General features: G+C 69.7%; 23 protein-coding genes, 1 tRNA gene, 3 pseudogenes and 1 other annotated feature. Of the genes and pseudogenes, 13 read left to right on the top strand and 14 right to left on the bottom strand.

Annotated elements, in window-relative coordinates; genetic code table 11:
* The first annotated feature begins 205 nt into the window (after positions 1 to 205).
* Entirely contained in the window at positions 206 to 883 is a 678-nt protein-coding gene (locus QSJ40_RS10300) for a M23 family metallopeptidase (RefSeq protein WP_285730740.1), read from the top strand.
* A 61-nt stretch (positions 884 to 944) separates the two neighbouring features.
* Here the strand turns inward: QSJ40_RS10300 and QSJ40_RS10295 are convergent.
* The 4 genes from QSJ40_RS10295 to QSJ40_RS10280 form a co-directional block, all read right to left on the bottom strand.
* Positions 945 to 1018 (bottom strand) — tRNA-Ile (locus QSJ40_RS10295).
* Positions 1019 to 1102: 84 nt separating this feature from the next.
* Positions 1103 to 2386 carry a glycosyltransferase gene (locus QSJ40_RS10290; protein WP_285730854.1) on the bottom strand — a complete coding sequence of 428 codons (1284 nt, stop codon included), beginning with the start codon at positions 2384 to 2386 and terminating at the stop codon, positions 1103 to 1105.
* A 62-nt stretch (positions 2387 to 2448) separates the two neighbouring features.
* Complete coding sequence (locus QSJ40_RS10285) at positions 2449 to 3369, bottom strand: DMT family transporter (protein WP_053447622.1); 921 nt, start codon at positions 3367 to 3369, stop codon at positions 2449 to 2451.
* A 348-nt stretch (positions 3370 to 3717) separates the two neighbouring features.
* Complete coding sequence (locus tag QSJ40_RS10280; RefSeq protein WP_285730736.1) at positions 3718 to 4506, bottom strand: phage holin family protein; 789 nt, start codon at positions 4504 to 4506, stop codon at positions 3718 to 3720.
* Positions 4507 to 4981: 475 nt separating this feature from the next.
* On the opposite strand from QSJ40_RS10280, the gene QSJ40_RS12835 reads away from it, so the two are divergent.
* Together QSJ40_RS12835 and QSJ40_RS10260 are read left to right on the top strand one after the other, a co-directional pair.
* On the top strand, positions 4982 to 6478 hold the full coding sequence (locus tag QSJ40_RS12835) for a transglycosylase family protein (protein ID WP_502875252.1): 1497 nt from the start codon (positions 4982 to 4984) through the stop codon (positions 6476 to 6478).
* Positions 6479 to 6697: 219 nt separating this feature from the next.
* Positions 6698 to 7201: a hypothetical protein gene (locus QSJ40_RS10260; protein WP_006214435.1), complete on the top strand. Its 504-nt coding sequence runs from the start codon at positions 6698 to 6700 to the stop codon at positions 7199 to 7201.
* A 12-nt stretch (positions 7202 to 7213) separates the two neighbouring features.
* Here QSJ40_RS10260 and QSJ40_RS10255 read toward each other — a convergent pair whose 3' ends face one another.
* Positions 7214 to 8104 (bottom strand): aminotransferase class IV, encoded by an 891-nt coding sequence (locus QSJ40_RS10255; RefSeq protein ID WP_006214433.1) that lies wholly within the window; start codon positions 8102 to 8104, stop codon positions 7214 to 7216.
* Between the two features lie 166 nt (positions 8105 to 8270).
* Here QSJ40_RS10255 and QSJ40_RS10250 point away from each other — a divergent pair, with 166 nt between their 5' ends.
* Complete coding sequence (locus tag QSJ40_RS10250; protein ID WP_285730732.1) at positions 8271 to 9635, top strand: NAD(P)/FAD-dependent oxidoreductase; 1365 nt, start codon at positions 8271 to 8273, stop codon at positions 9633 to 9635.
* 32 nt (positions 9636 to 9667) lie between these two features.
* On the opposite strand, the gene QSJ40_RS10245 is transcribed toward QSJ40_RS10250, so the two are convergent.
* Positions 9668 to 10300: a GNAT family N-acetyltransferase gene (locus QSJ40_RS10245; RefSeq protein ID WP_285730730.1), complete on the bottom strand. Its 633-nt coding sequence runs from the start codon at positions 10298 to 10300 to the stop codon at positions 9668 to 9670.
* A gap of 51 nt (positions 10301 to 10351) precedes the next feature.
* Complete coding sequence (locus tag QSJ40_RS10240; protein ID WP_285730727.1) at positions 10352 to 10885, bottom strand: MFS transporter; 534 nt, start codon at positions 10883 to 10885, stop codon at positions 10352 to 10354.
* An 8-nt stretch (positions 10886 to 10893) separates the two neighbouring features.
* Here QSJ40_RS10240 and QSJ40_RS10235 point away from each other — a divergent pair, with 8 nt between their 5' ends.
* Entirely contained in the window at positions 10894 to 11142 is a 249-nt protein-coding gene (locus QSJ40_RS10235; protein WP_278855866.1) for a hypothetical protein, read from the top strand.
* Positions 11143 to 11173: 31 nt separating this feature from the next.
* On the opposite strand, the gene QSJ40_RS10230 is transcribed toward QSJ40_RS10235, so the two are convergent.
* Positions 11174 to 11377 (bottom strand): hypothetical protein, encoded by a 204-nt coding sequence (locus tag QSJ40_RS10230; protein ID WP_285730724.1) that lies wholly within the window; start codon positions 11375 to 11377, stop codon positions 11174 to 11176.
* A 430-nt stretch (positions 11378 to 11807) separates the two neighbouring features.
* Here QSJ40_RS10230 and QSJ40_RS10225 point away from each other — a divergent pair, with 430 nt between their 5' ends.
* Positions 11808 to 13679 (top strand): FAD-dependent monooxygenase, encoded by a 1872-nt coding sequence (locus QSJ40_RS10225; RefSeq protein ID WP_285730722.1) that lies wholly within the window; start codon positions 11808 to 11810, stop codon positions 13677 to 13679.
* A 95-nt stretch (positions 13680 to 13774) separates the two neighbouring features.
* Here the strand turns inward: QSJ40_RS10225 and QSJ40_RS10220 are convergent, their stop codons facing one another.
* A complete protein-coding gene (locus tag QSJ40_RS10220; protein WP_024290122.1) occupies positions 13775 to 14410 on the bottom strand; it encodes a YdhK family protein in 636 nt (211 codons plus the stop codon).
* Positions 14411 to 14480: 70 nt separating this feature from the next.
* Entirely contained in the window at positions 14481 to 16457 is a 1977-nt protein-coding gene (locus QSJ40_RS10215; RefSeq protein WP_502875251.1) for a heavy metal translocating P-type ATPase, read from the bottom strand.
* 483 nt (positions 16458 to 16940) lie between these two features.
* On the opposite strand from QSJ40_RS10215, the pseudogene QSJ40_RS12830 reads away from it, so the two are divergent.
* Both QSJ40_RS12830 and QSJ40_RS12825 read left to right on the top strand, forming a co-directional pair.
* A pseudogene (locus QSJ40_RS12830) lies at positions 16941 to 17126 on the top strand (hypothetical protein); the annotation flags it as partial.
* A 65-nt stretch (positions 17127 to 17191) separates the two neighbouring features.
* Positions 17192 to 18070 (top strand): FAD-binding protein, encoded by an 879-nt coding sequence (locus tag QSJ40_RS12825; RefSeq protein WP_352156447.1) that lies wholly within the window; start codon positions 17192 to 17194, stop codon positions 18068 to 18070.
* A gap of 203 nt (positions 18071 to 18273) precedes the next feature.
* On the opposite strand, the pseudogene QSJ40_RS10205 reads toward QSJ40_RS12825, so the two are convergent.
* Positions 18274 to 18492, bottom strand: a pseudogene (locus QSJ40_RS10205) (integrase core domain-containing protein); the annotation flags it as partial.
* A gap of 12 nt (positions 18493 to 18504) precedes the next feature.
* Positions 18505 to 18735: a hypothetical protein gene (locus QSJ40_RS10200; protein WP_285730720.1), complete on the bottom strand. Its 231-nt coding sequence runs from the start codon at positions 18733 to 18735 to the stop codon at positions 18505 to 18507.
* A gap of 444 nt (positions 18736 to 19179) precedes the next feature.
* Between QSJ40_RS10200 and QSJ40_RS10195 the strand changes: the two are divergent.
* Positions 19180 to 19497 (top strand): annotated as a pseudogene (locus tag QSJ40_RS10195) (IS110 family transposase); the annotation flags it as partial.
* A gap of 35 nt (positions 19498 to 19532) precedes the next feature.
* Here QSJ40_RS10195 and QSJ40_RS10190 read toward each other — a convergent pair.
* A protein-coding gene (locus QSJ40_RS10190; protein WP_502875250.1) for an IS3 family transposase occupies positions 19533 to 20698 on the bottom strand; the annotation gives its coding sequence in 2 pieces (ribosomal slippage) (positions 19533 to 20426 and positions 20429 to 20698; 1164 coding nt in all).
* A 174-nt stretch (positions 20699 to 20872) separates the two neighbouring features.
* Here QSJ40_RS10190 and QSJ40_RS10185 point away from each other — a divergent pair.
* The 4 genes from QSJ40_RS10185 to QSJ40_RS10170 all read left to right on the top strand — a co-directional run bounded on the left by QSJ40_RS10185 (position 20873) and on the right by QSJ40_RS10170 (position 25275).
* A complete protein-coding gene (locus QSJ40_RS10185; RefSeq protein WP_285730718.1) occupies positions 20873 to 22612 on the top strand; it encodes a glycerol-3-phosphate dehydrogenase/oxidase in 1740 nt (579 codons plus the stop codon).
* Positions 22613 to 22625: 13 nt separating this feature from the next.
* Complete coding sequence (locus QSJ40_RS10180) at positions 22626 to 23348, top strand: MIP/aquaporin family protein (protein ID WP_061711362.1); 723 nt, start codon at positions 22626 to 22628, stop codon at positions 23346 to 23348.
* Between the two features lie 112 nt (positions 23349 to 23460).
* Complete coding sequence (gene glpK, locus QSJ40_RS10175; RefSeq protein WP_285730715.1) at positions 23461 to 24993, top strand: glycerol kinase GlpK; 1533 nt, start codon at positions 23461 to 23463, stop codon at positions 24991 to 24993.
* 129 nt (positions 24994 to 25122) lie between these two features.
* Positions 25123 to 25275: a hypothetical protein gene (locus QSJ40_RS10170; protein WP_285730713.1), complete on the top strand. Its 153-nt coding sequence runs from the start codon at positions 25123 to 25125 to the stop codon at positions 25273 to 25275.
* Positions 25276 to 25321: 46 nt separating this feature from the next.
* On the opposite strand, the gene QSJ40_RS10165 is transcribed toward QSJ40_RS10170, so the two are convergent.
* Positions 25322 to 26215, bottom strand: coding sequence for an IS3 family transposase (locus QSJ40_RS10165; RefSeq protein WP_285730711.1), 894 nt, complete (start codon positions 26213 to 26215; stop codon positions 25322 to 25324).
* Positions 26162 to 26291 (bottom strand) — a sequence feature (AL1L pseudoknot). It overlaps the preceding gene by 54 nt.
* Positions 26292 to 26436: the final 145 nt, after the last annotated feature.

The following is a 26436-nucleotide window of genomic DNA, read 5'->3' as shown; positions in this document are numbered from 1 at the left end:
CCCAGCGCCGCCGCCGGTGCCTGATTCAGGCATGCGGACGGCGCAGGTGGTGACACTGCGGAACCAGGGTACTACATGAACCGCGTCATGACGGGCCAGGCGCGGGGACTCCACAGGCGCCTGACCGGGCCGTGACGCGGGGCTCGAGGCTCCGCTGCATCCCCAGTAGGAGCCGCGCTGCCGCGATCCACCGCATCCTGCCCGCATGAACGCACTCGCCTCCCGCGCCACCGCTTCCGCCGGCCCCGAGCAGCCCTCGCCGTCCCCCATGGCCCGACGATCGCACAGCACGCTGCTGGTCGCGGCTGCGGTGCTGGTCAGCTGGGCGCTGTCCGCTCCGGCGACTCCCCCATCGGCACATGCCGCCTCCGGCCAGGCTGTCCGAGCTGCGGCGATCTCCACCGCGCTGCCGCTGGTCCCGGGCTCCCTCGATGCCGCCGATCAGCACCTGCTGGCCGCCGTGCACGGGACCTGGCAGTGGCCCGTGACCATCCAGCCCAGGGTGGTCCGCGACTTCGATCCGCCGTCCGAGCGATGGCTGGCTGGGCACCGAGGCGCGGATCTGACCGTCGGCCTCGACGGCGAGATCCTGGCTCCGGCGGACGGGCGCGTCAGCCATGTGGGCACGGTCGTGGACCGGGCGACCATCACCATCGATCACGGCGACGGCCTGCGCTCGAGCTTTGAGCCGGTCGAATCGGATCTGAAGAAGGGCGATCGCGTGCGCAAGGGACAGGTCATCGGCGTGCTCTCCGGCCGCAATCACTGTCTCACCACAGTGCGGGCCTGCGTGCACTGGGGCGTGCGCCTGGACGACGATTACGTCCATCCCCTGCCGTTCGTGGGGGCCCAGCGACCGTCGGTCCTGCTGCCCCTGCCATAGGCCGCGTCTGCCGCGCGAAGCGCCCCGAGCCAGGGTGCTCGGGGCGCTGAGGTTCGCTGCGTAGGGCGGGCGGGGCTTGAACCCGCGACCCAAGGATTATGAGTCCTCTGCTCTGACCAGCTGAGCTACCGCCCCTCGTCCGCCACGGGCGCCTGCACTGCGGTGCGGGCGCGAGGACGACGACTCGACAGTCTAGTCGAGCCGTCGGGTTGGGCCTGATCAGTCGCCCGATCCCGGGCCCGAAGCCGGCGGGACGATCGGGAGGGGTCCGGTCTGCGGCCAGGACCCCAGCAGCAGATCCGGGTCCACGCCGCGGTAGAGCTGCTCGAAGACATCGATCGTGGCCGAGAAGCTGTGCTCGGCGACCATCCTCCTGCTCGCCGCTCCCATCTCGCGGCGCTGGTCCTCCGGCAGCTCGAGGAGCCGCAGCAGGAGCCTGCCCAGCTGCTCGTGATCGCCGGGCGGGAACAGCCAGCCGTTGACGCCCTCGTCCACCAGGTGCGGAAGGGCGCGCGCATCGGCGAGCAGCACCGGAGAGGAGGCCGCCATGGCCTCGAGGGACACGAGGGACTGCAGCTCGGCGGTGCCGGGCTGGCAGAAGGCATCGGCGCGCAGGTAGGCCACCCGCAGCTCCTCATCGGAGACGAATCCCCGGAAGACGGTTCGATCCGCGATGCCCAGCTGCTGCGCCAGCTCGGCCAGCCGGTCGTACTCACCGCCCTGGCCCACGATCTCCACGCCGACGTCGCTGCGATCCGCGATGCTCGCCACGGCCCGCAGCAGGACGTCGATGTGCTTCTCCGGGTCCAGCCGCCCGACGAACAGGACGGTCGGGCGGTCCCGCGGAGGCAGGACCTCCCCGGGCTTGAGGTCGTACTGGGCGGCGTCGATCCCGTTGGACAGCGCATGCATGGGGAAGTCGAAGCCGTTGGCTCGCATGGACTCCACAGCCAGCGGGGTGGGTGCCGTGACGACGTCGCAGCGGCAGAAGACCGAGGCCATATCCCGCCACGAGAACCTGCGGTACAGGCGTCGGAGCGGGTCCGGCAGCGGGAGGTACTGCTCGATGTTCTGCGGGATGAAGTGGTTGGTGCCGATCAGGCGGATGCCGCGCGACTGAGCCTCCTTGGCGAAGTACCTGCCCAGGATGTAGTGGCACTCGATATGCACCACGTCAGGGCGCAGCTCGTCCATCAGCCGAGAGATCTCGCCCCGCACCTCCCACGGGAAGCACAGGTGGAACGTGTCGTAGGTGAAGGCGGTGTGCGAGCGGAAGCGATGCTCGGTGACCGCGCCGTCCATCCGGGTCATGGTCCGTCCCTTGCTGGGACGCGGTGCGGCGATGTGGACGTCGTGGCCCCTGCCCGCCATGGCCTGCGCCAGGCGGTGGGAGAACTGCGACGAGCCGTTGATGTCCGGCGGGTAGGTCTCCGCCACCACCAGGACCCGAAGGCGCCCGTCGACAGGCTCCGGCACACCGTCCAGCGGGAGCTCCGGGAGCATGTAGTCATCCCGGATCACCCCGCGGGGGTCCTGGGGCGGCTGCGGATCTGCCGGGGAAGGGCTCACGGAGAATCGACTCCCGAAGGGTTGAGGGTCAGGGCGGGGTCCGCGGTCCGTCGGGCCAGGACCTCGGGGTGGAACTGGGACATCACGAAGACGCCGCTGATCGAGGCTGCGGCGCACACCATCAGCAGCACCGCGGGACCGGGACCGAAGTCGGGCCCGGCCTCGCCGAGCACCGACAGGCCGATCAGCACGCCCACCATGGGGTCGACGACCGTCAGTCCAGCCATCACGAGCTCCGGCGGTCCACTGGCGTAGGCGGACTGCACGAGCCAGCCTCCCACAGCGGCGGCCACCAGCAGGCCTGCGACGTTCACCGGGTCGATGCTCTGCCACCACGGGCCGTCGCCGATGCGCAGCTGCGCGGTGATGATCTTCATCTCCAGAGCCACGAAGCCGTAGAGCGTGCCGGCCGAGACGAGCAGCATCAGCGCGCGCCCTCTGTGCCGCAGGAGGAGCAGGGCCAGCGCGACGACGAGCAGCACCACCGCCAGGATCACCGTCACGGCGGTGCCGGCGCGGTGAGTGATGCGAAGGGCCGGATCCGTGAAGCGGACGGCGCTGAGCACGAACAGCGCCGCTCCCCCGGCGCACAGACCGAGCGCGCGCCAGGTCGCGGCATTGATCGTCAGGCCCGCGTGACGGCAGTGCAGCAGGGTGACCAGGGCCAGGCCCAACACGCCCACGGGCTGGACGACGCTCACCGGAGCCAGGCTCAGCGCGGTCACGTTGAGGGCTGTTCCGAGGCCCAGGCAGATCAGGCCGGTCGCCCAGCGAGGGGAGCGCAGCAGGCCGAGCATGATCGGAAGCGTGAGCTTCCCATCAGCGGCGCCGGCCACGACCGCGATCGACTGCAGATGCGTCCCGAGGGCCATGAAGACCGCCGACAGCACGGCGAGTGCCAGGGCGCACCAGACCATGCGGGGACCTCCAGCCCTCTGCTTGCGGCTTCCGTGCGACGAGCCGTGAAGGCGCGTCGCAGCCCCGGACCGGTGGGTGCGGGACGAACACTGCCCGCCAGTGTAGGGACGATGCACGCTGGTGCGTCGGATCCGCACCGCTCGCCCAGTACCGCATGAGCAGACTCACAGTCGGCTCACCGCCGTGTGCGGATCGGCCGCCGCCCGGGCGTCGACCTCGGGCGAGCCCCTCGAGGCATCCTCGCATGACGTGCCCGACTCAGACCCGGACAGTCCGAAGGCCCGGCCCCCTTGCGGGAGCCGGGCCTTCGGACGGGGACCTGGCGCCTTGCGACGGCAGGAAACGGATCAGCGGCGGATGAGCCGGATCAGCAGGACCAGGAACGCAGTGCCGGCTGCGGCGGCGACGCCCATCGGCGCCGCACGGCCGCCGAGGGCCTCCTCCTTGGCCGCCTTCTTGAGGTCGACGCCCGAGGCGGAGCTGCGGGTGCGGTCCACGAAGCCCTTGGTGGTGGACTGGACCTTGTTCTTGCGGCCCTCGACGTCGTCGCGCAGCTCCTTGAGCCGGTCGCGACGGACCTTCAGGCGCTGACGCAGCTGAGCCTCGGTGGGCGCGGGCGGCGCGGTGGCTGCCTCGTCGGCCTTCTTGCGCTTCTCCTCGGCCTTGCGCTCCTTGGCCTCGGCCTCCTCGCGGCGCACACGGGCCTCGGTGTAGGCCGAGCCCTCCTTGACGACGCCGAGGTCGTACTTCAGGCCGCGGATGGTCTGGACCGGGTTGATCGGCATGGCCTTCTTGATCTGCAGGAAGCCGATCAGGCCCAGGATCGCGAGGACCACCAGGAAGAAGGCGGCCACGATCAGCGCCGAGAGCCACAGGGGCATGACGGTCGCCAGGCCGGCGATCGCCGCGGCGACCAGCGCGATGACGAGCAGAGCACCGAAGGCCAGCGCGGCGCCGAGCAGCGCGGCAGCCTTGCCGAGGCTGACGCCCTTGTCCTTGAGCTCGAGCTTGAGAAGTGCCAGCTCATCCTGGAGCTGACGGGGAAGAAGCTTGCCGAAGACCTTCACGACATCCGCTATGGGTGCCGAACCCGTCTCGGCCGAACGGCCCTGATCAGAGCCCGCCGCGTGGGACATTCCCGCCTCCGTGGGGGTATCGATGGTTCATGGGCAGTGGCCACTCGGACACCGCAGTGCGCGAACAAAGTATCACTGCTGACAAGCCGATCCGATGCGCCGCGCGCGAGACCCGCCCGAGCGGCAGATCCACAGTGACGAACGCCCCGCATATGTTTAGATGCAAAGTAATATACACTTGCGACCAGGCGATTCGCGTCCGCAGCCAGGGAAAATCACCCCAAATTAACGTTGCGGTAACCGAGCGGTCTTGCCCCTCCCCGGAGCCCACCCTAGAGTCATCCGCGTTACTCAACCGTGATCTTCAGTCGCCCGCGACGCTGAGCATCGGACGAGGTGACACGGAACCCGTCAGCACCACAGCGATCTGGCCCGCCGGCAGGTTCCCGACCGCTTCCCCACGGTCCTCGGACCAGGTCATAAGAGCCCCGGCTCGGATACCGATGCCCCCCCCTTCAGGAAGTTGCAGCACCACATGAGATCTCCCCGCGCCCTCAGCGTCGCAGCCACCGTCGCAGTCACCGGCGGCACCCTCGCAACCCTCGGCGCGGTTCCCGCGCAGGCCGCGCCCGAATCCGACTGGGACAAGCTCGCGCAGTGCGAGTCGAGCGGCAACTGGGCCATCGACTCGGGCAACGGCTTCTACGGCGGCCTGCAGTTCACCCAGTCGACCTGGTCCTCGTTCGGCGGCACGGGCCAGCCGCAGGACGCCAGCCGCGAGCAGCAGATCGCCGTGGCCGAGAACGTCCTGGCAGGGCAGGGCTGGGGCGCCTGGCCCGCCTGCTCCTCCCGTCTGGGCCTGAGCAGCGCAGCCGAGCCCGTCGCCAACCCGATGGCGGCCGGCCCCGCCTCGACCTCCTCGTCCTCGGCCGAGGCCTCGACCGACTCCGCAGCCGTCGGCACGGCGGTCTCCACGCAGTCCGTGGGCCCCCGCCCCACGGGTCCCATCGACTTCCGCGACGTCACCGACGCCTACTGGGCCTCCGCCGACATCGACTGGGCGTCCTCGACCGGAGTCATCGTCGGCCACCACGACGGCACCTACCGCCCCGACGCCGATGTCACCCGCGCCGACTTCCTGACCATGCTCTACCGGCTCGCCGGTCAGCCCGAGGCCGATCTCAGCGTCCTCGAGGGCTACACCGACAGCTCCGACCACCACCAGAAGCGTGCACTGGCCTGGGCCGTCGAGGAGGGCCTGATCAACGGCTGGGGCGACGGCACCCTGCGTCCGGACGCCCCGGTGGACTCCACCGCCCTGGGCCTGATCCTGCACCGCTCGGCCGGCGCACCGGCCCACACCGCCCCGGAGACCAGCCGCTTCCAGGACGTCTCCGCCTCGCAGGCCGGATACACCGAGCTGGACTGGCTGCACGACGAGGACGTCCTGCCGGACACCGACGGCCGACTGGGCGTCGGGGACGGCATCACCCGCGCAGAGGCCGTCTCCGTGCTCAACGCGGCGGTCGCCGCCGGTGTCGTCGCCGACGACACGGAGCAGACTCCCTGGGGCTCCGTCGGCGCAGCTTCGGGCTCCGGCTACGAGACCTCGGCCCAGGCCCAGGCTCAGGCGGCCTCGAACGACGACACCACGGCCATCGACGTGCAGTCGATCACCGACGGTGCCTCCAGCGCCGACGGCAAGGCCATCGTCGAGACCGCCATGCGCGGTCTTGGCGGCAACTACGTCTGGGGCGGCACCGCGTACAAGAACTGGGACTGCTCCGGCTTCACGCAGTGGGTGTACGCCCAGAACGGGGTCTCCATCCCCCGCGTGACCTGGCAGCAGTTCGGCGCCGCGCAGAAGACCTCGACCCCGCAGGTCGGCGACCTGGTCTCCCAGAACAACGGCTCCCACGTGGGCATCTACCTGGGCGACGGTCTCATGATCTCAGCCCTGAACCCGGACCAGGGCACCCTGGTCCACCCGGTGAACGCCATGAAGGTGGACGGCTTCTACACCTTCCTCTGACCCGCCTGCTCGAAGGGCCCGGCCTCTCGCTGAACTGGTGAGGGACCGGGCCCTTCGTCCTGTGCCGAGGGCTCTCTCCGCACTTCCCCTCCGTCCAGACGGCTCGCGATCCGCCCGACGACTCCCCGCCATGAGCGTCGGCGCACGCGCAGGGGCCCTCGGGGACGTATTCTGTGCAGGACACTCGCAGCACCCCCTAGACCCGCAGGAACGCCCACCGTGCCTCAGCCCCAAGACCACGCCGGCTCGACCGACGATCAGCCTCGCGTCCCCTGGGCGCGCCGCAGCGCCGCAGCGCTCGGCTGGGTGATCGGCTTCGCCGTCGCCATCGGACTGGTAGTCGCCGCCGTCATGATCCCCACGGCGTTCGTGGTCAACACCGCCTCGGCTGACGACGGCGCCTCGGACGATGCCTCGGCCATGACCGAGGAGACCGAGCTGCCGGACGAGGCCATGCAGAAGGTCACGCTTGAGGCCGCCGCCAGCTCCGGCGGGTCGGTCGAGTGGGAGGTCGACGGCCAGGTCGAGACCGAGGAATTCAGCGACAGCTGGTCCAAGAAGATCGAGATCCCGTCGGGCAGCTGGCCCCGCCTGGTGGTCACGGGCGACACGAAGGACAGCGACCTGTCCCTCGAGTGCTCGATCAAGCTCGACGACGAGATCGTGTTCGAGCACAAGGGCACCGATTCCTCGAAGACCGCGTCCTGCAGCGTCTTCGTCTGATCACTCCCGGCATCAGTCCTGCGGGCGGCCCAGCCCCCGCTCCAGCGCCGCGGTGACCTCGCGGTCCAGCGGCACCGGGCGGCCGTCGAGCTCGATCACCGGCACCGCGCGCCGCCCGCTCGACAGCAGCCACAGGGCATCGCAGTCCGAGAGCTCGGCAGCCGGAAGCGCACGAGACTCCAGCGGCATCCCCAGCTCCGACAGAACCGCGGCAGCGCGGGTCACCGTGGTACCCCGCAGAATCCCGTGCTCCTGCGGCGGCGTGATCATCCGCCGCCCTCGACGCACCAGCACGGAGGCCGTGGTGGCCTCGAGCACGAATCCGTCGGTGCTCACGAACACGGCGTCATCCGCCCCGCGGCGCCGCGCCTCCCGAGCTGCCGCCGCGTGGATCGCATAGGACAACGTCTTCACGCCGGTGAGCAGCCAGGGGGCCTCTCGTCCAGCATCCGAGCGCATGCCGCGATCGAGCAGGACCACTCGCACTCCGTCGCGGCGCTGGTCGGACAGATCCGCAGCAGGGGCGGCAGTGACCCAGGCCGTGGGCTCGGAGGCGCCCTCCGGGCCGCGGGTCACCACGATCCGCACGGTCGTCTCCCCCGCTCCGGCCGTTTCGAGGGCGCGGCGCACGCCTGCCTCCACGACGGCGCCCGAGATCTCCGGCAGCTCCAGGCGGTCGGCAGAGCGGGCCAGTCGCTGCAGATGCGCCGGCAGATCCACGGGGTCTGCGTCGTAGGCCGTGAGGGATTCGAACACGCCGTCGCCGCGGGAGACGCCGCGGTCCTCGACCCGCAGGGCCGGTGCCTCAGCGGGCAGCGGATGGAGGCACTCGCTCACGGGACGCCCTGCCGCCGCGCGGGCGCTCACGGGGTGCAGGACGACCAGCGCCTCGATCGGGCTCATGCTCCGCCTCTCGACTGCGGGACTGACGGGGTGATCCGCCCCACGCTACCGCGCGGCGTCCGAGTCAGGTCGCATACTGGGGAGCCGACGGCGATGTCCGGTCCACGGGCCCGAACACCCTGCCGAGCCATCAGATCTCACCGACCGCCTTCTGCGAAGGAGTGCCATGTCCCCGCTGTCCGCCTTCCGCCGCCGCATCCCGGCGCCCGACGGGATGTCCTGGCCGCACGTCGTGATCATCGGCGGCGGGTTCGCCGGAGCCAATGCCGCGCTCGAGCTGCGGGATGCGCGCGTTCGCGTGACCCTGATCGATCGCAACATCTACAAGACCTTTCAGCCCCTGCTGTACCAGGTGGCCACCGGCGGCCTGAACCCCGGCGACGTCACCATGGTGCTGCGCGGGCTGTCACGGAAGGCCCCCAACCTCCGCGTGCGCCAGGGCGACGTGGTGGGCGTGGATCCGCAGCGCCGCATCGTGTCCGTCGAGGACGGCGGTGCGCAGACGCAGCAGATCTCCTTCGACCACCTGATCATTGCCAACGGCATCTCGGCCAACTACTTCGGCACCACGGGGGCACGACGCCACGCCATGCCCATGTACACCCGCCAGGACGCCACGGCCATCCGCGATCGGATCTTCGCAGAGCTCGAGCGCTCGACCCGCTCCGATCCCGATGACTTCCTGCACGTCTCGATCGTCGGCGGCGGAGCCACGGGCGTGGAGGTCGCCGGTGCTCTGGCCGACTTCCGCCGCGACGAGCTGATGACCATGTACCCGGAGCTCGACGAGCGCGTCCTGCAGATCCGGATCCTGCAGCGCGGCAAGGACATCCTCAAGCAGTTCGAGGACCAGAAGCTGCGCGACTACGCGGCCGACGAGCTGCGCGAGCGCGGCGTGGAGCTCAGCACCGGCCAGGGGGTCAAGGCCGTCGGCTATGACTTCGTGGTGCTGGCCGATGACACCGTGCTGGAATCGGACATCACGATCTGGGCCGCCGGCACCGGCCCGGAGAAGCGGGTCTCCGAATGGGGCCTGCCCGTCACGGGCCGCGGTGCGCTCGCCGTCGAGGAGACCCTGCAGGTCAAGGGCCATCCGGGCATCTACGCCGCAGGAGACATCGCTTCGCTCGACGAGCCCCTGGCCCAGCTCGCACAGCCGGCCATCCAGACCGGCGTCCATGCTGCGCGCATGGTCCGCGCCGAGGTCGAGGGCCAGCCGCTGCGGCCGTTCCACTACACCAACCTGGGCGAGGCGGCCACGATCGGACGACGCGCTGCGATCGTGGTCGCCCCCGGCGAGGTCGCGATCACCGGCACCGCCGGATGGTTCGCCTGGCTGGGGATCCACGTCATGAAGCTCATGGGCGGACGCAATCGCCGCGCCGTGACCATGAACCTGATCTCCCTCTACGCCGCCCGCAGCCGGCACCAGCCGAATCCGGTCACCGGCAACGTCGATTCCATGCGCGCCGCCGCGGAGTTCACCGAGCACTCGAACAGGCGGAGGTTCGGGCCGGGACACCTGGGCTGAGCCCCGGCCGGCGGGCCCGTCCGCTCGGACGCTCAGGGCCCGCCGAGGGCATCGGCGGGCTCGATCCCATGCCGCGAGCGCAACCGCTCGAGCAGACCGCGGCGCACGATCGGCCATTCCGCGGCGGTGATCGAGAAGACGACGGTGTCGCGCAGCGAGCCGTCGTCCATGAGCTGATGGCTGCGCAGCACGCCGTCCTGCTTGGCCCCCAGTGCGGCGATCGCGGCCCGGGATTGCCGGTTGTGCCAGTGCGTGCGGAACTCGACCGCGATGCAGTCCAGGTCCTCGAAGGCACGGGCCAGCATCAGCAGCTTGATCTGCGGGTTGACCCCTGTCCCCTGCACGCTGCGGGCCAGCCAGGTGGAGCCGATCTCCAGGCGCCGATGCTCGGACTCGATGTGCATGAACGTGGTCATCCCGACCGCACGGCCGTCGGCATCGAGCACGGCCCACGGGACCATGGAGCCCTCGGCGTGCTGGCGGTGGCGCAGCGCGATCTCCTCGGCCACGGACGCTGGTTCGGCAGCCGGGATGCGGGTGTACCACAGCGACTGCATGCCTTTCTGGCCGGCGGCGGCCGCCAGGTCCTCGGCATGCCTGTCGGACAGCGGGACGAGGGAGGCCAGCGGGCCTCGCAGCGCCGGGATGCTCAGGAAGTCGTCCATGGGCGTCAGCTTAGGCCCGGGCGTCGACTCCGCTACGGGGCTGTGGGGACCTCACCGCTGGAGGTGCTTGGCCCGGGGCTGCTCCGCGCGGTGGCGCACCACCGGCTCGCCGGTCAGCGGGGAGACCCGCACCGGCTTGAATCCGAGCAGCAGCAGTCCTGCCAGCGTGGCAGCGGCCAGCGCGATGGCACCGGCCGCGATCGCGGGAACGGCGCCGTCGCTGAAGCCGTCCGGGGTCAGCTCGCCGCCTGCGGTCGTGAACACAGCCGACAGCCCCGCGATGCCCAGGGCCACGCCGATCTCACGGGCCGTCGAACTCGTTCCGGAGGCCACGGCCTGGTCCTCCGGGACGATCCCCTCCAGCACGAGCGCGATCCAGACCAGGCTGGCCGTCATGCAGGCCAGCCCGGCCACGATCGCCGGGCGCACGCCGATCCTGGGCGTGATGAGCCCAGTCAGCGGAGGCATGGTCCTCACACCGGCCTCCAGAGCCGTGGCGCCCTGGGCGACCTGCGGGAGCTGGATGAGGATGAACACCGATCCGAAGATTCCCGGCGAGAACAGCACGCCCACCACGTTGGCCACACGGCTTCTTGAGCATCTACCGCCTGCTGCGCGTCGAGATCGGGCTCTCAGCGCAGCGCACGGAGACGCTGTTGGCACGCGGGATGCTGATCAACACCCTGCTCAGCCTGCGGCTGCCGGACCTGGTGGAGACCGACCAGGACGCGAGCACGCTGCTGCGCTGCATCTTCCGCGACACGTTCGACGACGTCGTGGCCACGGCCTCGCAGCGCGCTCCGCTGCCGGAGGCCCACCGCTCCGCGGAGACCTCCGACTGAACCCAGCGACGCCGGTGAGCGCTGGCGGGAGTCAGCCCGAATGGGCGGCCAGGGCCCAGATCCGCTCACCGACCAGCCACAGGCCCATGGCGACCCTGGCGATGCCCGTGATGCGGCTGATGATGCCGGCGGCCGAGGGCTGGCCGGTGAGCAGTCGTCGGGAGGCCATGCCCAGGAAGACGTTGAAGACCGCCGCCATCGCGGCCCAGGTGAGCCCGAGCGCCGCCAACTGCATCCACAGCGGCAGGGGGCGCCGCCGCGGTGACGAACTGCGGGAGGAAAGTCGCGAAGAACACGAGCGACTTGGCGGTCAGGGCGATCGGCACGGAGGCGATCAGCGGGCCGAACCCCGCGGCCAGCACGAAGGCCACCACGACGTAGCCGGTGCTGAGCCCGAGGACCGGAGCGGCCACCGCGCCGCCGCGCCCCGTTCCGCCTGGAGCACGCCGGGCGCCTACGCCGCAGGAATGTTGCTCATCACACCGTCCGTCAGCAGACCCTGCCCCTCCCCGCTGCCGATCATTCAGTTCCAGATATTGGACCCCGGCGTGTGATCTACGTAACGTTCAAGGTGTCCCGATGCCTACCGCGTCGTCAGGACCGCAGGCCGATCCGATCCGTCCAACGACCGCAGCATCACCCGGCGAGGAAGACAGAGGTGCACTGTGCAGTACCACCATCACGGATACGTCGCCCATGATCCGCTCGTGAAGGAGCCGGCCGGCACAGGAGTCGATCGGCCGACGGACCTGCCGGACACCATGGACGTGCTCATCGTGGGCGCGGGACCGGCCGGGATCATCCAGGCCGCCCAGCTCTCGCGCTACCCCGGCATCAGCACGCGGATCATCGACTCCCGCCCGGGCCGCCTGGAGGTAGGCCGCGCCGACGGACTCTGGGCCCGAAGCAGCGAGACCTTCCAGGCCTACGGCTTCTTCGATCGCATCAACGCCGAGGCGCACCGGCTGGTCGATGTGCACTTCTGGGGGCCCGATCCCGAGGATCCCAGCCGGATCATGCGCGGCGTGCGAGCCGAGGACCCGCCCTCGGGCGTGAGCGAGTTCCCGTTCCTGATCGTCAACCAGGCACGGGTCATCGACTACTTCGCCGAGTACGCCGAGCGCGGCCCGGCCAGGATCACGCCCGACTACGGCTATGAGTTCCTGGAGCTGGAGGTGGACGAGTCCCAGGAGCATCCGGTCAAGGTGCTGCTGCGCGATCCCCAGGGCCGCGAGCGCACGGTGCGCGCCAAGTACGTCATCGGCAACGACGGAGCCCGCAGCCGGGTGCGCGACTGCACGGACATCGAGGTCGAGAAGGACCCGTCCGCTCACGCCTGGGCGGTGATGGACGTGCTGGCCGAGACCGACTTCCCGGACATCCGCCAGAAGTGCGCGATCCTCTCCGACAAGGACGGCTCGATCCTGCTGATCCCCCGTGAGGGCGGCTTCCTGTTCCGCTTCTACGTGTCCCTGGGCGACATCGACGACAGCAACCGTGAGCAGCTGCGCGCCACGACCGTCGAGGAGGCGGCCGAGCGCGCCAACCGGATCCTGCACCCGTACTCGATCGAGGTGAAGGAGGTGACCTGGTACAGCGTCTACGAGGTGCGCCACACGGTCGCCAAGAAGTTCGACGACGTCCCCGTGGACCGGATCGGCGCCCAGCTCCCCCGGGTGTTCATCGCCGGCGACGCCTGCCACACCCACAGCGCCAAGGCGGGTCAGGGCATGAATGTCTCCATGCAGGACGGCTGGAACCTGGCCTGGAAGCTGGGTCAGGTGCTCGAGGGCCGCAGCGATCCCTCTCTGCTGACCACGTACTCGGCCGAGCGGCAGCAGATCGCGGAGAACCTCATCGCGTTCGACAAGGAATGGTCATCCATGATGTCCAAGCGCCCGGAGGAGCTCGAGGACCCCGAGGAGATCGGGCGCTTCTACGCCGAGAACGCTGAGTTCCCCAACGGCTTCGCCACGCAGTACCCGGCGTCCTCGATCATCGGCCAGGACACCCACCAGCAGCTGGCCGCCGGCTTCCCGATCGGCAAGCGCTTCCACTCCGCGCCCGTGCGCAGGGTGGCCGACACCTCCCCGCGGGAGCTGGGGCACCTGTTCGAGGCCGATGGCCGGTGGCGCCTGTACGCGTTCGCGGACCAGGACGGCTCGGCCGTCCTGGAGCTGGCCGAATGGCTGGAGGGCTCCGAGGACTCGCCCGTGCGCCGCTTCACGCCGCAGGGCTCCGATCTGAACAGCGTGTTCGACGCCAAGGTGATCTACCAGCAGCCGTACACGGAGATCGAGCTGGCCGATGTCCCGTCGCTGTTCCTGCCGAAGGTCGGCCCGTACGGGCTCACCGATCGCGAGGAGGTCTTCGCCGCCGATCAGGACGCCGACATCTTCGACCTGCGGCAGGTGGACCGCGCGGGCGCACTGGTCATCCAGCGCCCGGACATGTACGTGGCCCACGTCCTGCCGCTGAGCGCCCGGGAGGAGATCACCGAGTTCTTCGCGCAGAACATGGTGGTTCCGGCGACCTGATCCGTCGCTGAGCACGACAGCGCCCCGGCCGCCGTACGGCGGTCGGGGCGCTGTCCTTCAGGCTCGGGGATGCTCCACGGCACCGAGGCGGGCGCTCACTCCACCGGCTCGAGCTCGCTCTCCACGACCCACTTGTGGTTCGTCATCTCCATGCCGTCCATCGTCATGTCGACCATGTAGACGGTCTCGTCGGTGGAGCTGTCGATGGTGGCCTCGGCACCCTCCATGCCCTCCATGTGATCTGCCTGGAGCACGACCTCGGTGCCGTCGGCCAGCGGTGCCTCGCCCGGGTCCTGCAGCTCCTCGTGCACGACCCACTTGTGGTCCTCCACGGGCTCGCCGCCATCGGTCGGGGTGTAGGACACGGCATAGGTGGTCGTGTCGAAGGCCCCGGAGACGGTGGCCTCCGCGCCCTCCATGCCGGGCATGTGATCGGCAGTGACCCGGACCGTGTCCCCCACGGCGAAGGTCGGGTCCGACGCCTCCTGGATGCCCTCGGGCGCAGGCCCGCCGTCAGGATTGTGGGCGTGCCCGCCCTCCTCGGAGTGGCCCTCGTGCGCGTTGTCGGAGGCTGCGCCCGAGGACTCCGAGGTCGACGACGCAGCGGCCGAGTGGCCCTCGTGGCCGCCTCCGGCGCTCTGGTCCTCTTCACCGGTGCCGCACGCGCTCAACAGCAGCAGCCCTGCCGCTGCTGCAGCGGCCGCGCCGGTGGTCCTGAAGGTCCTGTTCATGTGATCGATCTCCTCTGATTCTTGAGTTGCCGTGCTGGATAGCGGGCCTTGCGGCCCTGTGGGGAGGGCGTCAGCCCTGGCGTGAGGCCCACTGCACGGACGCCTCCGGCGAGAGGTCCAGTCCGCGCAGGGTCTGGGCGTTGAGCGCGACCACCACGGTCGAGGCGCCCATGAGCAGCGCGCCCACGGCCATGGGCATCACGAAGCCGATCGGGGCGAGCACACCGGCGGCCAGCGGCACCGAGATGAGGTTGTAGCCGGCGGCCCACCAGAGGTTCTGCACCATCTTCCGGTAAGACGCCTTGGACAGCCGGACCACGGAGACCACCGAGCGCGGATCGTCCGAGGCCAGCACGATCCCGGCCGAGGCCATCGCCACGTCCGTGCCCGCGCCGATGGCCAGACCGACATCCGCCTGAGCCAGGGCGGGGGCGTCGTTCACACCATCGCCGACCATGGCGACCCTTCGGCCCTTCGACTGCAGATCGCTGACGCGCTCGTTCTTGTCCTCGGGGCGCACCTGCGCCTCGATGCGGTCGATCCCGAGCTCTCGACCCACGGCATCGGCCACATTCTGGGCGTCACCGGTGAGCATGGCGGTCTCGATGCCCAGATCATGCAGGGCCTCGATCGCCTCGCGAGCGGCCGGTCGGACCTCGTCGGCCAGAGCGAGCGCGCCGATCGTGCGGCCGTCGCGCAGCACGTGCAGCACGGTGCGGCCGTCGCGGTCCCACTGCTCGGAGGGCAGCGCCTGTGCGCCGGTCTGCTCGAGCAGCCCGGGCCCGCCCACACGGATCTGCGTGCCGTCGACGACCGCGGACACGCCGATCGCCGTGGAGCTGTCGTGCTCGGAGGCCTGCGGAACCTGCAGCCCGCGCTGCTCGGCGGCAGCGGCAATGGCTCGGGCCAGGGGGTGCTGGCTGCGGGCCTCTGCGGCAGCTGCCAGCGCGATGAGGCGGCCCACGTCGAGCCCGTCGGCGTCGTCGGCCAGCTGAGTCTCCAGCAGAGCCGGCTCGCCGCGGGTCAGCGTTCCGGTCTTGTCGAAGACGACCGTGTCGATCCCGCGCATGGCCTCCAGTGCGCCCCGGTCGGTGACCAGCACGCCCTGACGGGCGGCCCGGCCGGTCGAGATGGACACGACCAGCGGGATCGCCAGGCCCAGGGCGTGCGGGCAGGCGATGACCAGCACCGTGACCACGCGGGTCAGGGCCATGTCCGGGGTGCCGACGATCATCCAGACCACCGCGGTGATCACCGCGGCCCCCAGGGCGAACCAGAACAGCAGCGCCGCGGCACGGTCGGCCAGGCGCTGCGCGCGGGTCGACGACGACTGCGCCTGCTCGACCAGACGGCGGATGCCGGCCAGAGCGGTGTCCTCGCCGATCTCGGTGACCTCGAGGGTCAGGGGCCGGTCGGTGGCCACGGTCCCGGCCACGACCCGCTCGCCCTCACCACGGGACACCGGGGTGGACTCGCCGGTGACCATGGACTCGTCGACGTCTGCCTGGCCGTCGATGACGCGGCCGTCGGCCGGGATGCGTCCACCCGGGCGAACGACCACGCGGTCCCCCACGCTGAGCTCCGAGGGCGCGACGGTGCGCGTGGAGCCGTCGTCCTGGAGCAGCTCGGCCTCGTCGGGCAGCAGTGCGGCCAGCTCATCGAGAGCGCTGGAGGTCCGCGCCAGGGAGGCCATCTCGACCCAGTGGCCCAGCAGCATGATGACCACCAGCATCGCCAGCTCCCACCAGAACTCGAGCTGCGGGTCCAGCAGGCCCAGGTGGCTTCCCCACGAGGCCAGGAAGGCCACGGTGATGCCCAGGGCGATCAGGGTCATCATGCCGGGGCTGCGCTGCTTGATCTCGTCGACCGCGCCCGTCAGGAACGGGCGGCCGGTCCAGACGTAGAGCACGGTGCCCAGGATCGCCGGGATCCAGGCGATGACAGGGCTGTCCGGCAGGTCGTAGCCCACCAGATGCGCGAAGGCCCCGCTGAGCAGGACCGTGGGGATCGCCAGGACCACCGAGATCCAGAACAGGCGGCGGAACATGGCCACATGGTCGTGATGACCGCCGTGACCTCCATGTCCCCCGTGGCCTTCATGGCCGCCATGGTCCTGGTGGTCATGCTCCTCGTGCGCGGCCGGATGACCGTGCTGCTGATGCTGTGAGTGCGTCGTTTCCACTATTCCTCCTACACATGACTATACCCCCATGGGGTATTAGATCCAATCGACCGGCGCACCCGCCCCCAGCGGCACCGGCTCCGCCGAGCCGCCCCGTCGGCCGCCTGTCGACGAGCAGGAGAACGAGGCCAACCTCGGCGGCCAGACGCACTGGTCCTTCGGCGACATGTCCCTGGTGGACTCCCCCTTGCAGCGCCGCCTGGGAGTCCGCGACTCCTTCGAACTCGCCTGGCAGGACTGGCAGGGCTCCGAGGGCTGAGACCGCCTGGAGGTCGAGCAGCCCGAGGACGAATAGGCTCGGCAGTGGGGACGCGCATACGTCGAGTTCGCAGCCGATGACAAGCTCCCGTGGCTGAAGGAGCAGTGCGTGAAGTTCACCCCGCTCGTGGGCTGGGTCGAGCGAGGCGACCTCACCGCACGCGGCCACGGCAACTCCGTGCCGAGGTTCCACGTACCTGGGGCACCGGCACAGGCATCTCCGACCCGTTCGTCGCCAAGGCCCGGGCGGCTGCCGAATCAGGTCTGGTGCGCTTCGCCTTCCGGCATCAGGTCGACGGCCTCCTGTTCGACGGCGACCAGGTCACCGGCGTGTCGGGACCGTGCTGGAGCCGGATGCCGCCCGCCGCGGTGCGCCGTCCAGCCGCAGTCCCGTCGGCAGCTTCGAGCTTCGCGCCCAGGCCGTCGTCATCGCCATCGGCGGCAATCACGAGCAGGTGCGCAAGTGGTGGCCCTCGCGCCTGGGCACGCCGCCGCAGAAGATGATCACCGGCGTCCCGGAGTACGTGGACGGACGCATGCGGGACATCGCGACCGATCAGGGCGTCCGGCTCGTGAACCGGGATCGGATGTGGCACTACAGGGAGGGCCTGCAGAACTGGGACCCCGTCTGGCCCGATCACGCGATCCGGATCCTCCCCGGTCCGTCGTCGGTCTGGCTTGATGCGCGGGCACCAGCTGCCCGCCCCGGGCCGGTGCAGGACTTCATGGCTCACGGCGACGAGTTCGTCATCGCGGACACCCTGCCCGAGCTCGTCGATGGGATGAACGCCCTCACCGGAGACGACCTCCTGGAGCTCACCGAGGTCGAGGACATCCCCCGAGCACGGGATCACGAGATGACCAACCCGTATTCGAAGGACGCCCAGGCCATGGGCATCCGCAGCAGCCGGCGCTACCTGGGCGACAAGATCACCCGCATCGCCAAGCCGCACCGGATCCTCGACCCCGCCCACGGCCCCCTGATCGCCGTTCGCCGGTGGATCGTCACCCGCAAGACCCTCGGCGGGATCCAGACCGATCTCGCTGGCCGGGCCATGCGCGCCGATGGACAGCCCATCCCCGGGCTGTACGCGGCAGGCGAGGCGGCCGGCTTCGGCGGCGGCGGTGCCCACGGCTACAACGCACTGGAGGGCACCTTCCTGGGCGGGTGCCTCTTCACAGATAGGACGGTCGGCCGCTCACTGGCGAAGGCCCTCTGAGCCTCACTCCGCGATCATCGTCCGAGAGGCCCATTCCACACCTCGCTGGCATCCGCCGGCCGAATCGCCACCGCTTCAGGCTCGTGAACGGTGGCAATTCGGCCGGTGGCTCGCTGAGCGGGCCGGAATCGGCCGCTCGAGAACGGAGATCGCTGAAGCGCACATAGCGGGGCCACTCGATGAGAGATGATGAGTGTCCCGCGTCAAGTAAGTGGCAGGATTTCTTCTCGATCGAAGGTGGGGATGGTCGGGTCGGCCAGCCCGGCGTGGACCTCGGCGGGCCGGTTCCAGGCGATGGCCTCGTGCGGGCGGACGTGGTTGTAGTCGGCGCGGCAGGCTTCCACGTGCTCGACCAGAGACAGCCCGTGGTCGATCTCCTCCAGGAAGAGCCACTCGTACTTCACGGTGCCGAACCCGCGTTCGCGTGACCCGTTCTACCCCGGGGTCCTGGCCTTCGTGCGCACGTGGTGGAGCTCGGGACGGGCGGCGATGAACGCCTCGAAGGTGAAGGAGCGGAACGGACCGCCGTTGTCGGTCACGACCGTCACCACCGGGGAGACCTCCCCGGTCTCCGGGTCGACCCGGGCGTGGTCGGCCAGCGGCGCCCCGAGCAACTGCTCGGACTCGGCCAGGGCCTTCTCGATCGCCGTGATCGCATCGTGCATGTTCGCCGTCGACGACACGTGGGCGTCGAACTCGTACTTGGAGAAGTAGTCCCGGCGAGCTGCGATTCGCCAGGTTCCGCCGGTGGTGGTCTCGAACTCGGAGAAGTCCAGCTGCCAGACCTGGTTCGGCCCGGTCGGCCCGGCGGCGAACGCGGCCCGGCGCCGCTGGGCGAGCTTGCGTCGCTCCCGCTGGTACTCGGCGGGCAGGATCAGCCCCGTTACCTTGTGAGCACCCCGATGGACGGGGTCTGGTCGCTCGATCGGGTATGGCTGTGTTGCCCTGCCATAGATGGTCCGGGGGGTGTTGCCGCCCGGTCGAGAGACACGCGTTGACCGCTGATAGGGACACGGCCCAGGACGCCCTGAGGTCTCTTCGTAACGTGGGTGCCGGCATCGGGTGTCAAGACTGCGACCAGCAGTGATGCGTTCAAGGAGGACGACATCATGACCTCTGGATTCGCCGTCGTGATCGGTCTCGATGTCGGGAAGACCGGGCATCACGCCTGTGCTCTCGACCCGGCCGGGACCAGACTCTTCGACAAGGCCCTACCACAGGACGAGGCCCAGCTGCGCGAGCTGTTCAGCGCTCTGCAGGCCTATGGGGCTGTGTTGATGGTCGTGGATCAGCCCAACACCATCGGTGCCCTGCCGATCGCTGTCGCTCGTGATGTCGGCTGCGAAGTTGCGTATCTGCCTGGTCTGGCGATGCGCAAAGCCGCCGATCTCTATCCCGGCAGGTCGAAGACCGATGCCAGGGACGCGTGGGACTGCCGCACGAACAGGTGACAGTTGGGGTGTCAGGCCGCGAGGCTCACGGCGGGGTTCATGATGGTCTCGTATTCGATGGGGGTCAATCGACCCAGACGGGCCTGTCGACGGCGGCGGTGATACTTGCGTTCGATCCAGGTGACGATCGCGATCCGGAGCTCGTCGCGGGTCCGCCACCGCTTCCGGTCCAGGACGTTCTTCTGCAGCAGGGCGAAGAAGGACTCCATCGCGGCGTTGTCCCCAGCGGCACCGACTCTCCCCATCGATCCGATGAGGTGATGACGGTTCAACGTCTGCACGAATTTGCGCGGCCGGAACTGGGATCCTCGGTCCGAATGCACGATGCAGCCAGCGACGTCACCGCGGCGGGAAGCGGCGTTGTCCAGGGCGTTCACCGCCAGTCGCGCCTTCATACGGTCGCTGATCGAGTAGCCGACGATCCGGGCTGAGAACACGTCCTTGATGGCGCAGAGGTAGAGCTTTCCCTCGTCGATCCAGTGCTCTGTGATGTCGGTCAGCCACAGTTCGTTGACGTCATCGGCGGAGAAGTCCCGCTTCACGAGATCGTCGTGGACCGGCGGCCCGGGACGTTTCCCGTTCTTGCCGCGCTTCTTCCCGAACACGGACCACCACTGGTTGTCCCGGCAGATCCTCCACGCCGTCCGCTCACACATCACTTCGCCGGCCTCGGCGGCTTCGCCGACCAGGAACCGGTAGCCATACTCGGGGTCGTCGACGTGGGCGTCCAGCAGCGCGTTGGACCGGTATGCCTCGATCAGCTCGGCCTGGGTGACCTGCTGTTTCCGCCAGCGGTAGTAGGGCTGACGGGAGAGCTTCAGGACCCGCAGGGACACCGCGACGGGGATGCCGTCAGCGGCGAGCTCACTCACGAGCGGGTAGAACCTTTTCCCGGCAGGTGCGCCTAGGACAGGTAGGCCGCGGCACGGCGCAGGACCTCGTTCTCCTGCTGGAGCAGCCGGATCTGCTTGCGGGCCTCGCGCAACTCGGTCGACTCCTCCCGTGTCCTGCCGGGGCGGTTGCCGTCGTCGATATCGGCTTGGCGGATCCATTTGTGCAGCGTCATCTCCTGGACTCCGAAGTCCTTCGCGATCTGCGCGATCGTGATGCCGTCCTCACGGGACCGGGCCACTCGCACGACGTCTTCCCGGAACTCCTGGGGGTAGGCAGCGGGCATGATGCACATCCTTCCAGGCCGCCCAACGGGCAAGCCAGATCAGATGTCACCTATCCGTACGGCAGTCCCTCATGGACCTCGGCTCGTGCTGATACCGGATCTCGTGATGTGACACCTGGTAGCGTGAGCCACGCCACTACACTGTGCCTCCACCAATAAAGGAGCGACCCCTCCATGTCGACCCCGCGAACAGTCCCCCTCTCCGCCGCCACGCGGGAGGTCCACCTCGCCCGCCTCCGGGCCACCAGCCCGGAGGCCCCCCTCGACATCCTGATCGTGGGCGGCGGCTCCACCGGCGTGGGCGCCGCGTTCGACGCGGCCACCCGCGGCCTCGACGTGGGCATCGTCGAGGCCCGCGACTGGGCCTCCGGGACCTCGTCCCGCTCCTCCCGCCTCATGCACGGTGGCCTGCGCTACCTCGAGATGCTGGACGTCAAGCTGGTGTACGAGGCGCTGCGTGAGCGCGACTTGCTGCTCACCCAGACCGCGCCCCACCTGGTGCGCCCCCTGCGCTTCGTCTTCCCGTTCTTCCACAAGGTGATCGACCGCGGCTTCATCGGCGCCGGCGTCACCATGTACGACGCCATGCAGTCGCTCGGCCGCCGCCGCGCGGTGGGCGCGCACCGCCATCTCAGCCGCCGCTCCATGGCCGCGACCTTCCCCTCCCTCGACGATGAGAAGATCGTCGGCGCGGTGGAGTACGCCGACGCCCAGTTCGACGACGCCCGCCTGGCCATGATGCTCGTGCGCTCCGCCGTGGACCACGGCGCCGTGGCCGCCAACTACACCGCCGTCACCGACTACCTGCGCGGCGACGACGGCCGTGTGCATGGCGTGCGCGTCCGCGAGGAGACCTCCGGCGAGGAGTTCGACGTGCACGCGCGCGCCGTCATCCTGGCCGGGGGCGTGTGGACCCAGGAGCAGCAGGAGCTGGCCGAGGCCGACGGCGGCCTCGAGGTGCTCGCCTCCAAGGGCGCCCACATAACCGTCCCGCGCGACCGCATCCGCGCCGACGCCGCCACCGGCGTGATCACCAAGACGGAGAAGTCCGTGCTGTTCCTCATCCCGTGGGACGAGTACTGGGTGATCGGCACCACGGACACCCCGTGGGCAGAGGACGTGGCCCATCCGGCCACCACCGCGGACGACATCGACTACATCCTCGAGCACGCCAACGCGGTGCTGAAGGAGGACCTCACGCGTGAGGACGTGATCGCCACGTACGCCGGCCTGCGGCCGCTGCTTCAGCCGGTCGCCGGATCCGACGGCCCCTCCACCAAGATCTCCCGTGAGCACACGGTCACCGAGGTGGCCCCCGGCCTCACCGCCGTGGCCGGCGGCAAGTGGACCACGTACCGGGCCATGTCCGAGGACGTCGTGGACTTCGTGGTGCGCGAGACCCACCCGACCCGTCCCAGCCTCACCGAGCACATCCCCGTGCTCGGCGGCCTCGGCTACTCGGAGATCGAGGCGGAGGCGGACCGCATCGCCGTCGACTACGGCCTGGACGAGGCCCGCGTGGACCGGCTCCTGTTCCGCTACGGCACCGTGCTGCGCCACGTGCTCGACCTGATCGACGCGGACCGGTCCCTGAGCGTCCCACTCGCCAAGGCGCCGCGCTACCTGCGCGCCGAGATCGTCCACGCCGCCCGGACCGAGGGCGTCGTCCACCTGGACGACGTCATCGAGCGCCGCACGCGCCTGTCCACCGAGGTCCGCGACCGCGGCGTCGCGGCGGCCGAGGAGATCGCGTCCCTCGTGGCCCCCGAGCTGGGCTGGGATGCTGAGCGCATCGCCGGTGAGATCCGCGCGTACAAGAACCTCGTCGCCGCCCGCCTCCGCGGCGAGACCGCCCACGACGACGTCACCGCCGCCGGCGCGCTCGCAGCCGCCGACGCCGCCCCCATCCACTGAGAGGAACCCGTCCATGGGAACGATCTTCCTGCATGAGATCGCCGGCACGGCGATCCTCCTCCTGCTCGGAGTCGGCGTCGTCGCCAACGTCGTCCTGACAGGGACCAAGGGCAACGGCGGAGGCTGGCTGCTCATCAGCTTCGGCTGGGGGCTGGGCGTCTTCGCGGGCGTCTATGTCGCTGCCGCGACCGGTGCGCATCTGAACCCCGCCGTGACCGTCGGCCTGCTCGTCAGCGGTGCCGAGGAGTACGCCCCCGGCATCGCCGTGACCCTCGGCACCACGCTCGCGTACTTCGCGGCGGAGCTGATCGGCGCCTTCCTCGGCGCGGCCCTGGCCTGGCTGGCCTACCGCGACCACTACCGGGCGGAGACGGACCAGGGCGCAATCCTGGCCACCTTCGCCACAGGCCCCGAGATACGCAACCCGCTGTGGAACATGGTCACCGAGGTGATCGCCACGTTCGTCCTGGTGTTCGTGGTCCTGCTGTTCGGCTCCACTCCCTCCGGGCTCGGCCCGCTCGCGGTGGCCCTGCTCGTCGTCGCGATCGGCGCGAGCCTGGGCGGCCCCACGGGGTACGCCATCAACCCGGCGCGCGACCTCGGCCCCCGCCTGTTCCACGCCGTCGTGCCGATCCGGCACAAGGGCAGCTCGGACTGGGGCTACGCCTGGGTGCCGATCGTCGGCCCGCTCGTCGGCGCCGTCCTGGCCGGCCTCGCCGCGCCTCTGCTCGTCTGAGGAGCTCGTCCGTCTGAGCGGTCTGCCCGTCCGACCCGGGCGGACACGTTCCCCTGCGGGAACGTGCCCGCCACCCCCACACCCCCGTAACCCACCTTCGAAGGAGTAGGACATGACCACATCCCGCTACGTGATGGCCATCGACCAGGGCACCACGTCCACGCGCGCGATCCTCTTCGACCACAATGGGGCCATCGTGTCCTCCGGTCAGCGCGAGCACGAGCAGATCTTCCCGCGCGCCGGCTGGGTGGAGCACGACCCGGTGGAGATCTGGAAGAACACGCGCGAGGTCATCGGCGAAGCCCTGGCCCGCGCCGAGGCGACCCGGCACGACGTCGCAGCCGTGGGCATCACAAACCAGCGTGAGACCACCGTGGTGTGGGACCGCAGCACCGGCAGGCCGGTGTACAACGCCATCGTGTGGCAGGACACCCGCACCGACCGCCTCTGTGAGCGCCTGGCCGGCGACGCCGGCGCGGACCGCTACAAGGAGCGCGTCGGGTTGCCGCTGGCCACGTACTTCTCCGGTCCCAAGGTGGCCTGGATTCTGGAGAACGTGGACGGGGCCCGGGAGGCCGCCGAGAACGGCGACCTCGTCTTCGGCACCATGGACTCGTGGCTGGTGTGGAATCTCACCGGCGGCGGCGCGGGCGGCCGGCACGTCACCGACGTCACCAACGCCTCCCGCACCATACTGATGAACCTGGACACCCTCGACTGGAACAAGGAGATCTGCGCGGACATGGGCATCCCGATGTCCATGCTCCCGGAGATCGTCAGCTCCTCCGCCGAGGTGGGCACCGTGGCCGGCCACCAGCTGCTGCGCGAGACGCCGATCACCGGCATCCTGGGCGACCAGCACGCGGCGACCTTCGGCCAGGCGTGCTTCGAGGTCGGCCAGGCCAAGAACACGTACGGCACCGGCAACTTCATGCTGATCAACACCGGCGAGGAGCCGGTGCACTCGGACAACGGCCTGCTTACCACGGTGGCATACCGCATTGGCGACCAGAAGCCGGTGTACGCGCTGGAGGGCTCGATCGCCGTCACCGGCTCGCTGATCCAGTGGTTGCGGGACAACCTCGGGATGATCGGTAGCGCCCCGGAGGTCGAGACCCTGGCCGCCGGTGCAGGGGACAACGGCGGCGTGTACTTTGTCCCCGCGTTCTCCGGCCTCTTCGCTCCGCACTGGGACGCCACAGCCCGCGGCGCCATGGTGGGCATGACCCGTTACGTCAACAAGGGACACATCGCCCGCGCGGCGCTCGAGGCCACCGCCTTCCAGAGCCGCGAGGTCCTGGACGCCATGAACGCGGATTCCGGCGTGGACCTCACCGAGCTGAAGGTCGATGGTGGCATGGTCGCCAACGAGCTGCTCATGCAGTTCCAGGCGGACCTGCTGCGCGTGCCCGTCGTGCGCCCCAAGGTCATCGAGACCACAGCTCTCGGCGCCGCCTACGCCGCAGGCCTGGCGGTGGGGTTCTGGTCGTCCCAGGACGAGCTCGGGGCCAACTGGGAGGAGGACAAGCGCTGGGAGCCCACCATGGACGAGGAGGAGGCTGAGCGCGCCCTGCGGCTGTGGAAGAAGGCCGTGGAACGCTCCCGCGACTGGGTCGATGAGGACGTCGTGACGGCCCGGGGCTGAGCCGTCCGGCCCGCAGGCTGGTCCATCCGGCCCCGTGCGCCCCGGGCCGGTCCGTGCCGACCCGGCCCCTCCGGAAGGACCCCGTGCAGGACTACCTCGCCTCCCCCATCGACGGAGTGGGAGGACGAGGTGCTCGGCGCGGCCCAGGGTGTGGCGCCCGGGCACGGGGACCGCGTGACGCGCGTGGGCCGTCTCCTCGTCTCCGAGGGCGTCCGCCGGTTCGAGGCCGACGGCGTAGACCTCCGGGTGATCGACCCCGGCGGGATGCTCGGCGCCGCCTGACCGCGCGCCCCCGGCGGGCGCTCCCGACTGTATCGCCCCGGGTTTGCTAGAGGCTCGCAAGTGCCGTAGCGGCGGTCGCCGGCACGGCCTGGTCGTGATCGTAGACGTCCTCGAACTCGACGGGTGGGATCATACCGATCTCTCCATGGAGCCTTCGGTGATTGAACCAGTCGATGTACTCCGCGGTCGCGATCTCCAACTCGTCGATGTTCTTCCAGGGCCCGCGATTGCGGACCAGCTCGGCCTTGAACAGTGAGTTGAAGGCCTCGGCCAGGGCGTTGTCGTAGGAATCTCCCGTCGAGCCGACTGAAGCGACTGCCCCGGCCTCTGACAGGCGCTGGGTGTAGCGCACCGCGACGTACTGGACACCCTTGTCGCTGTGTTGCTTCAGCCCTTCCACGTCCTGGCCAGCGCGCTGGCGGGTCCAGATTCCCATCTCCAGTGCGTCCAGAGCCAGATTGGTGCGCAGCGACTTCGACAGCTGCCAGCCGACCACACGCCGTGAGAACACATCGGTGACGAACGCCGCGTACACCCAGCCGGCGAACGTGCGGCAGTAGGTGATGTCGGCGACCCACAGCTGGTTCGGAGCCGTCGCCGTGAAATCGCGTTCGACCAGATCAGGTCGAGTCTCGCGGCCATGGCCGGGAATGGTCGTGCGTGGCCCCTTGGCGCGGCTGATCCCGCGCAGTCCGGCTGCGCGCATGAGTCTCTCGACCGTGCACCGGGCTACCGGGAGTCCTTCACGGTGCAGCTGAGCGTGCAGCTTCCGGGCGCCGTAGACCCCGAAGTTCTCCGCGTGAACGCGCCGGATCTGCACCAGCAGCTGTTCATCTCGAACCGATCGCCTCGAGGGTGGGCGGGTCTTGAAGGCGTAGTACGTGCTCGGTGCGATCTGCGTGCCCGCCGACATGAGCGTGCGGCAGATCGGTGTGAGCACCGAACTTCTGCTTGTGCTGGTCGATGAACTCCACGATCAGCGCTGTGGGCGGTCGAGCTCCGCTGCGAAAGAAGCCGAAGCCGATCGCAGGATCGGCGGATTCAAGCGGTCAGCGCAACATCTCCTGTGAGATGGGACAGTCACTGACCACAGGAGGATCCGGATGCAGGGCAAGCACGGTCATCTCAGCCGGGAGCAGAAGCAGCTGGCGCTCAGGTTGC

It is taken from the genome of Kocuria sp. NBRC 114282 (assembly GCF_030268385.1).
GTDB lineage: Bacteria > Actinomycetota > Actinomycetes > Actinomycetales > Micrococcaceae > Kocuria > Kocuria palustris.
This window is presented reverse-complemented; position numbering and strand designations above follow the sequence as displayed.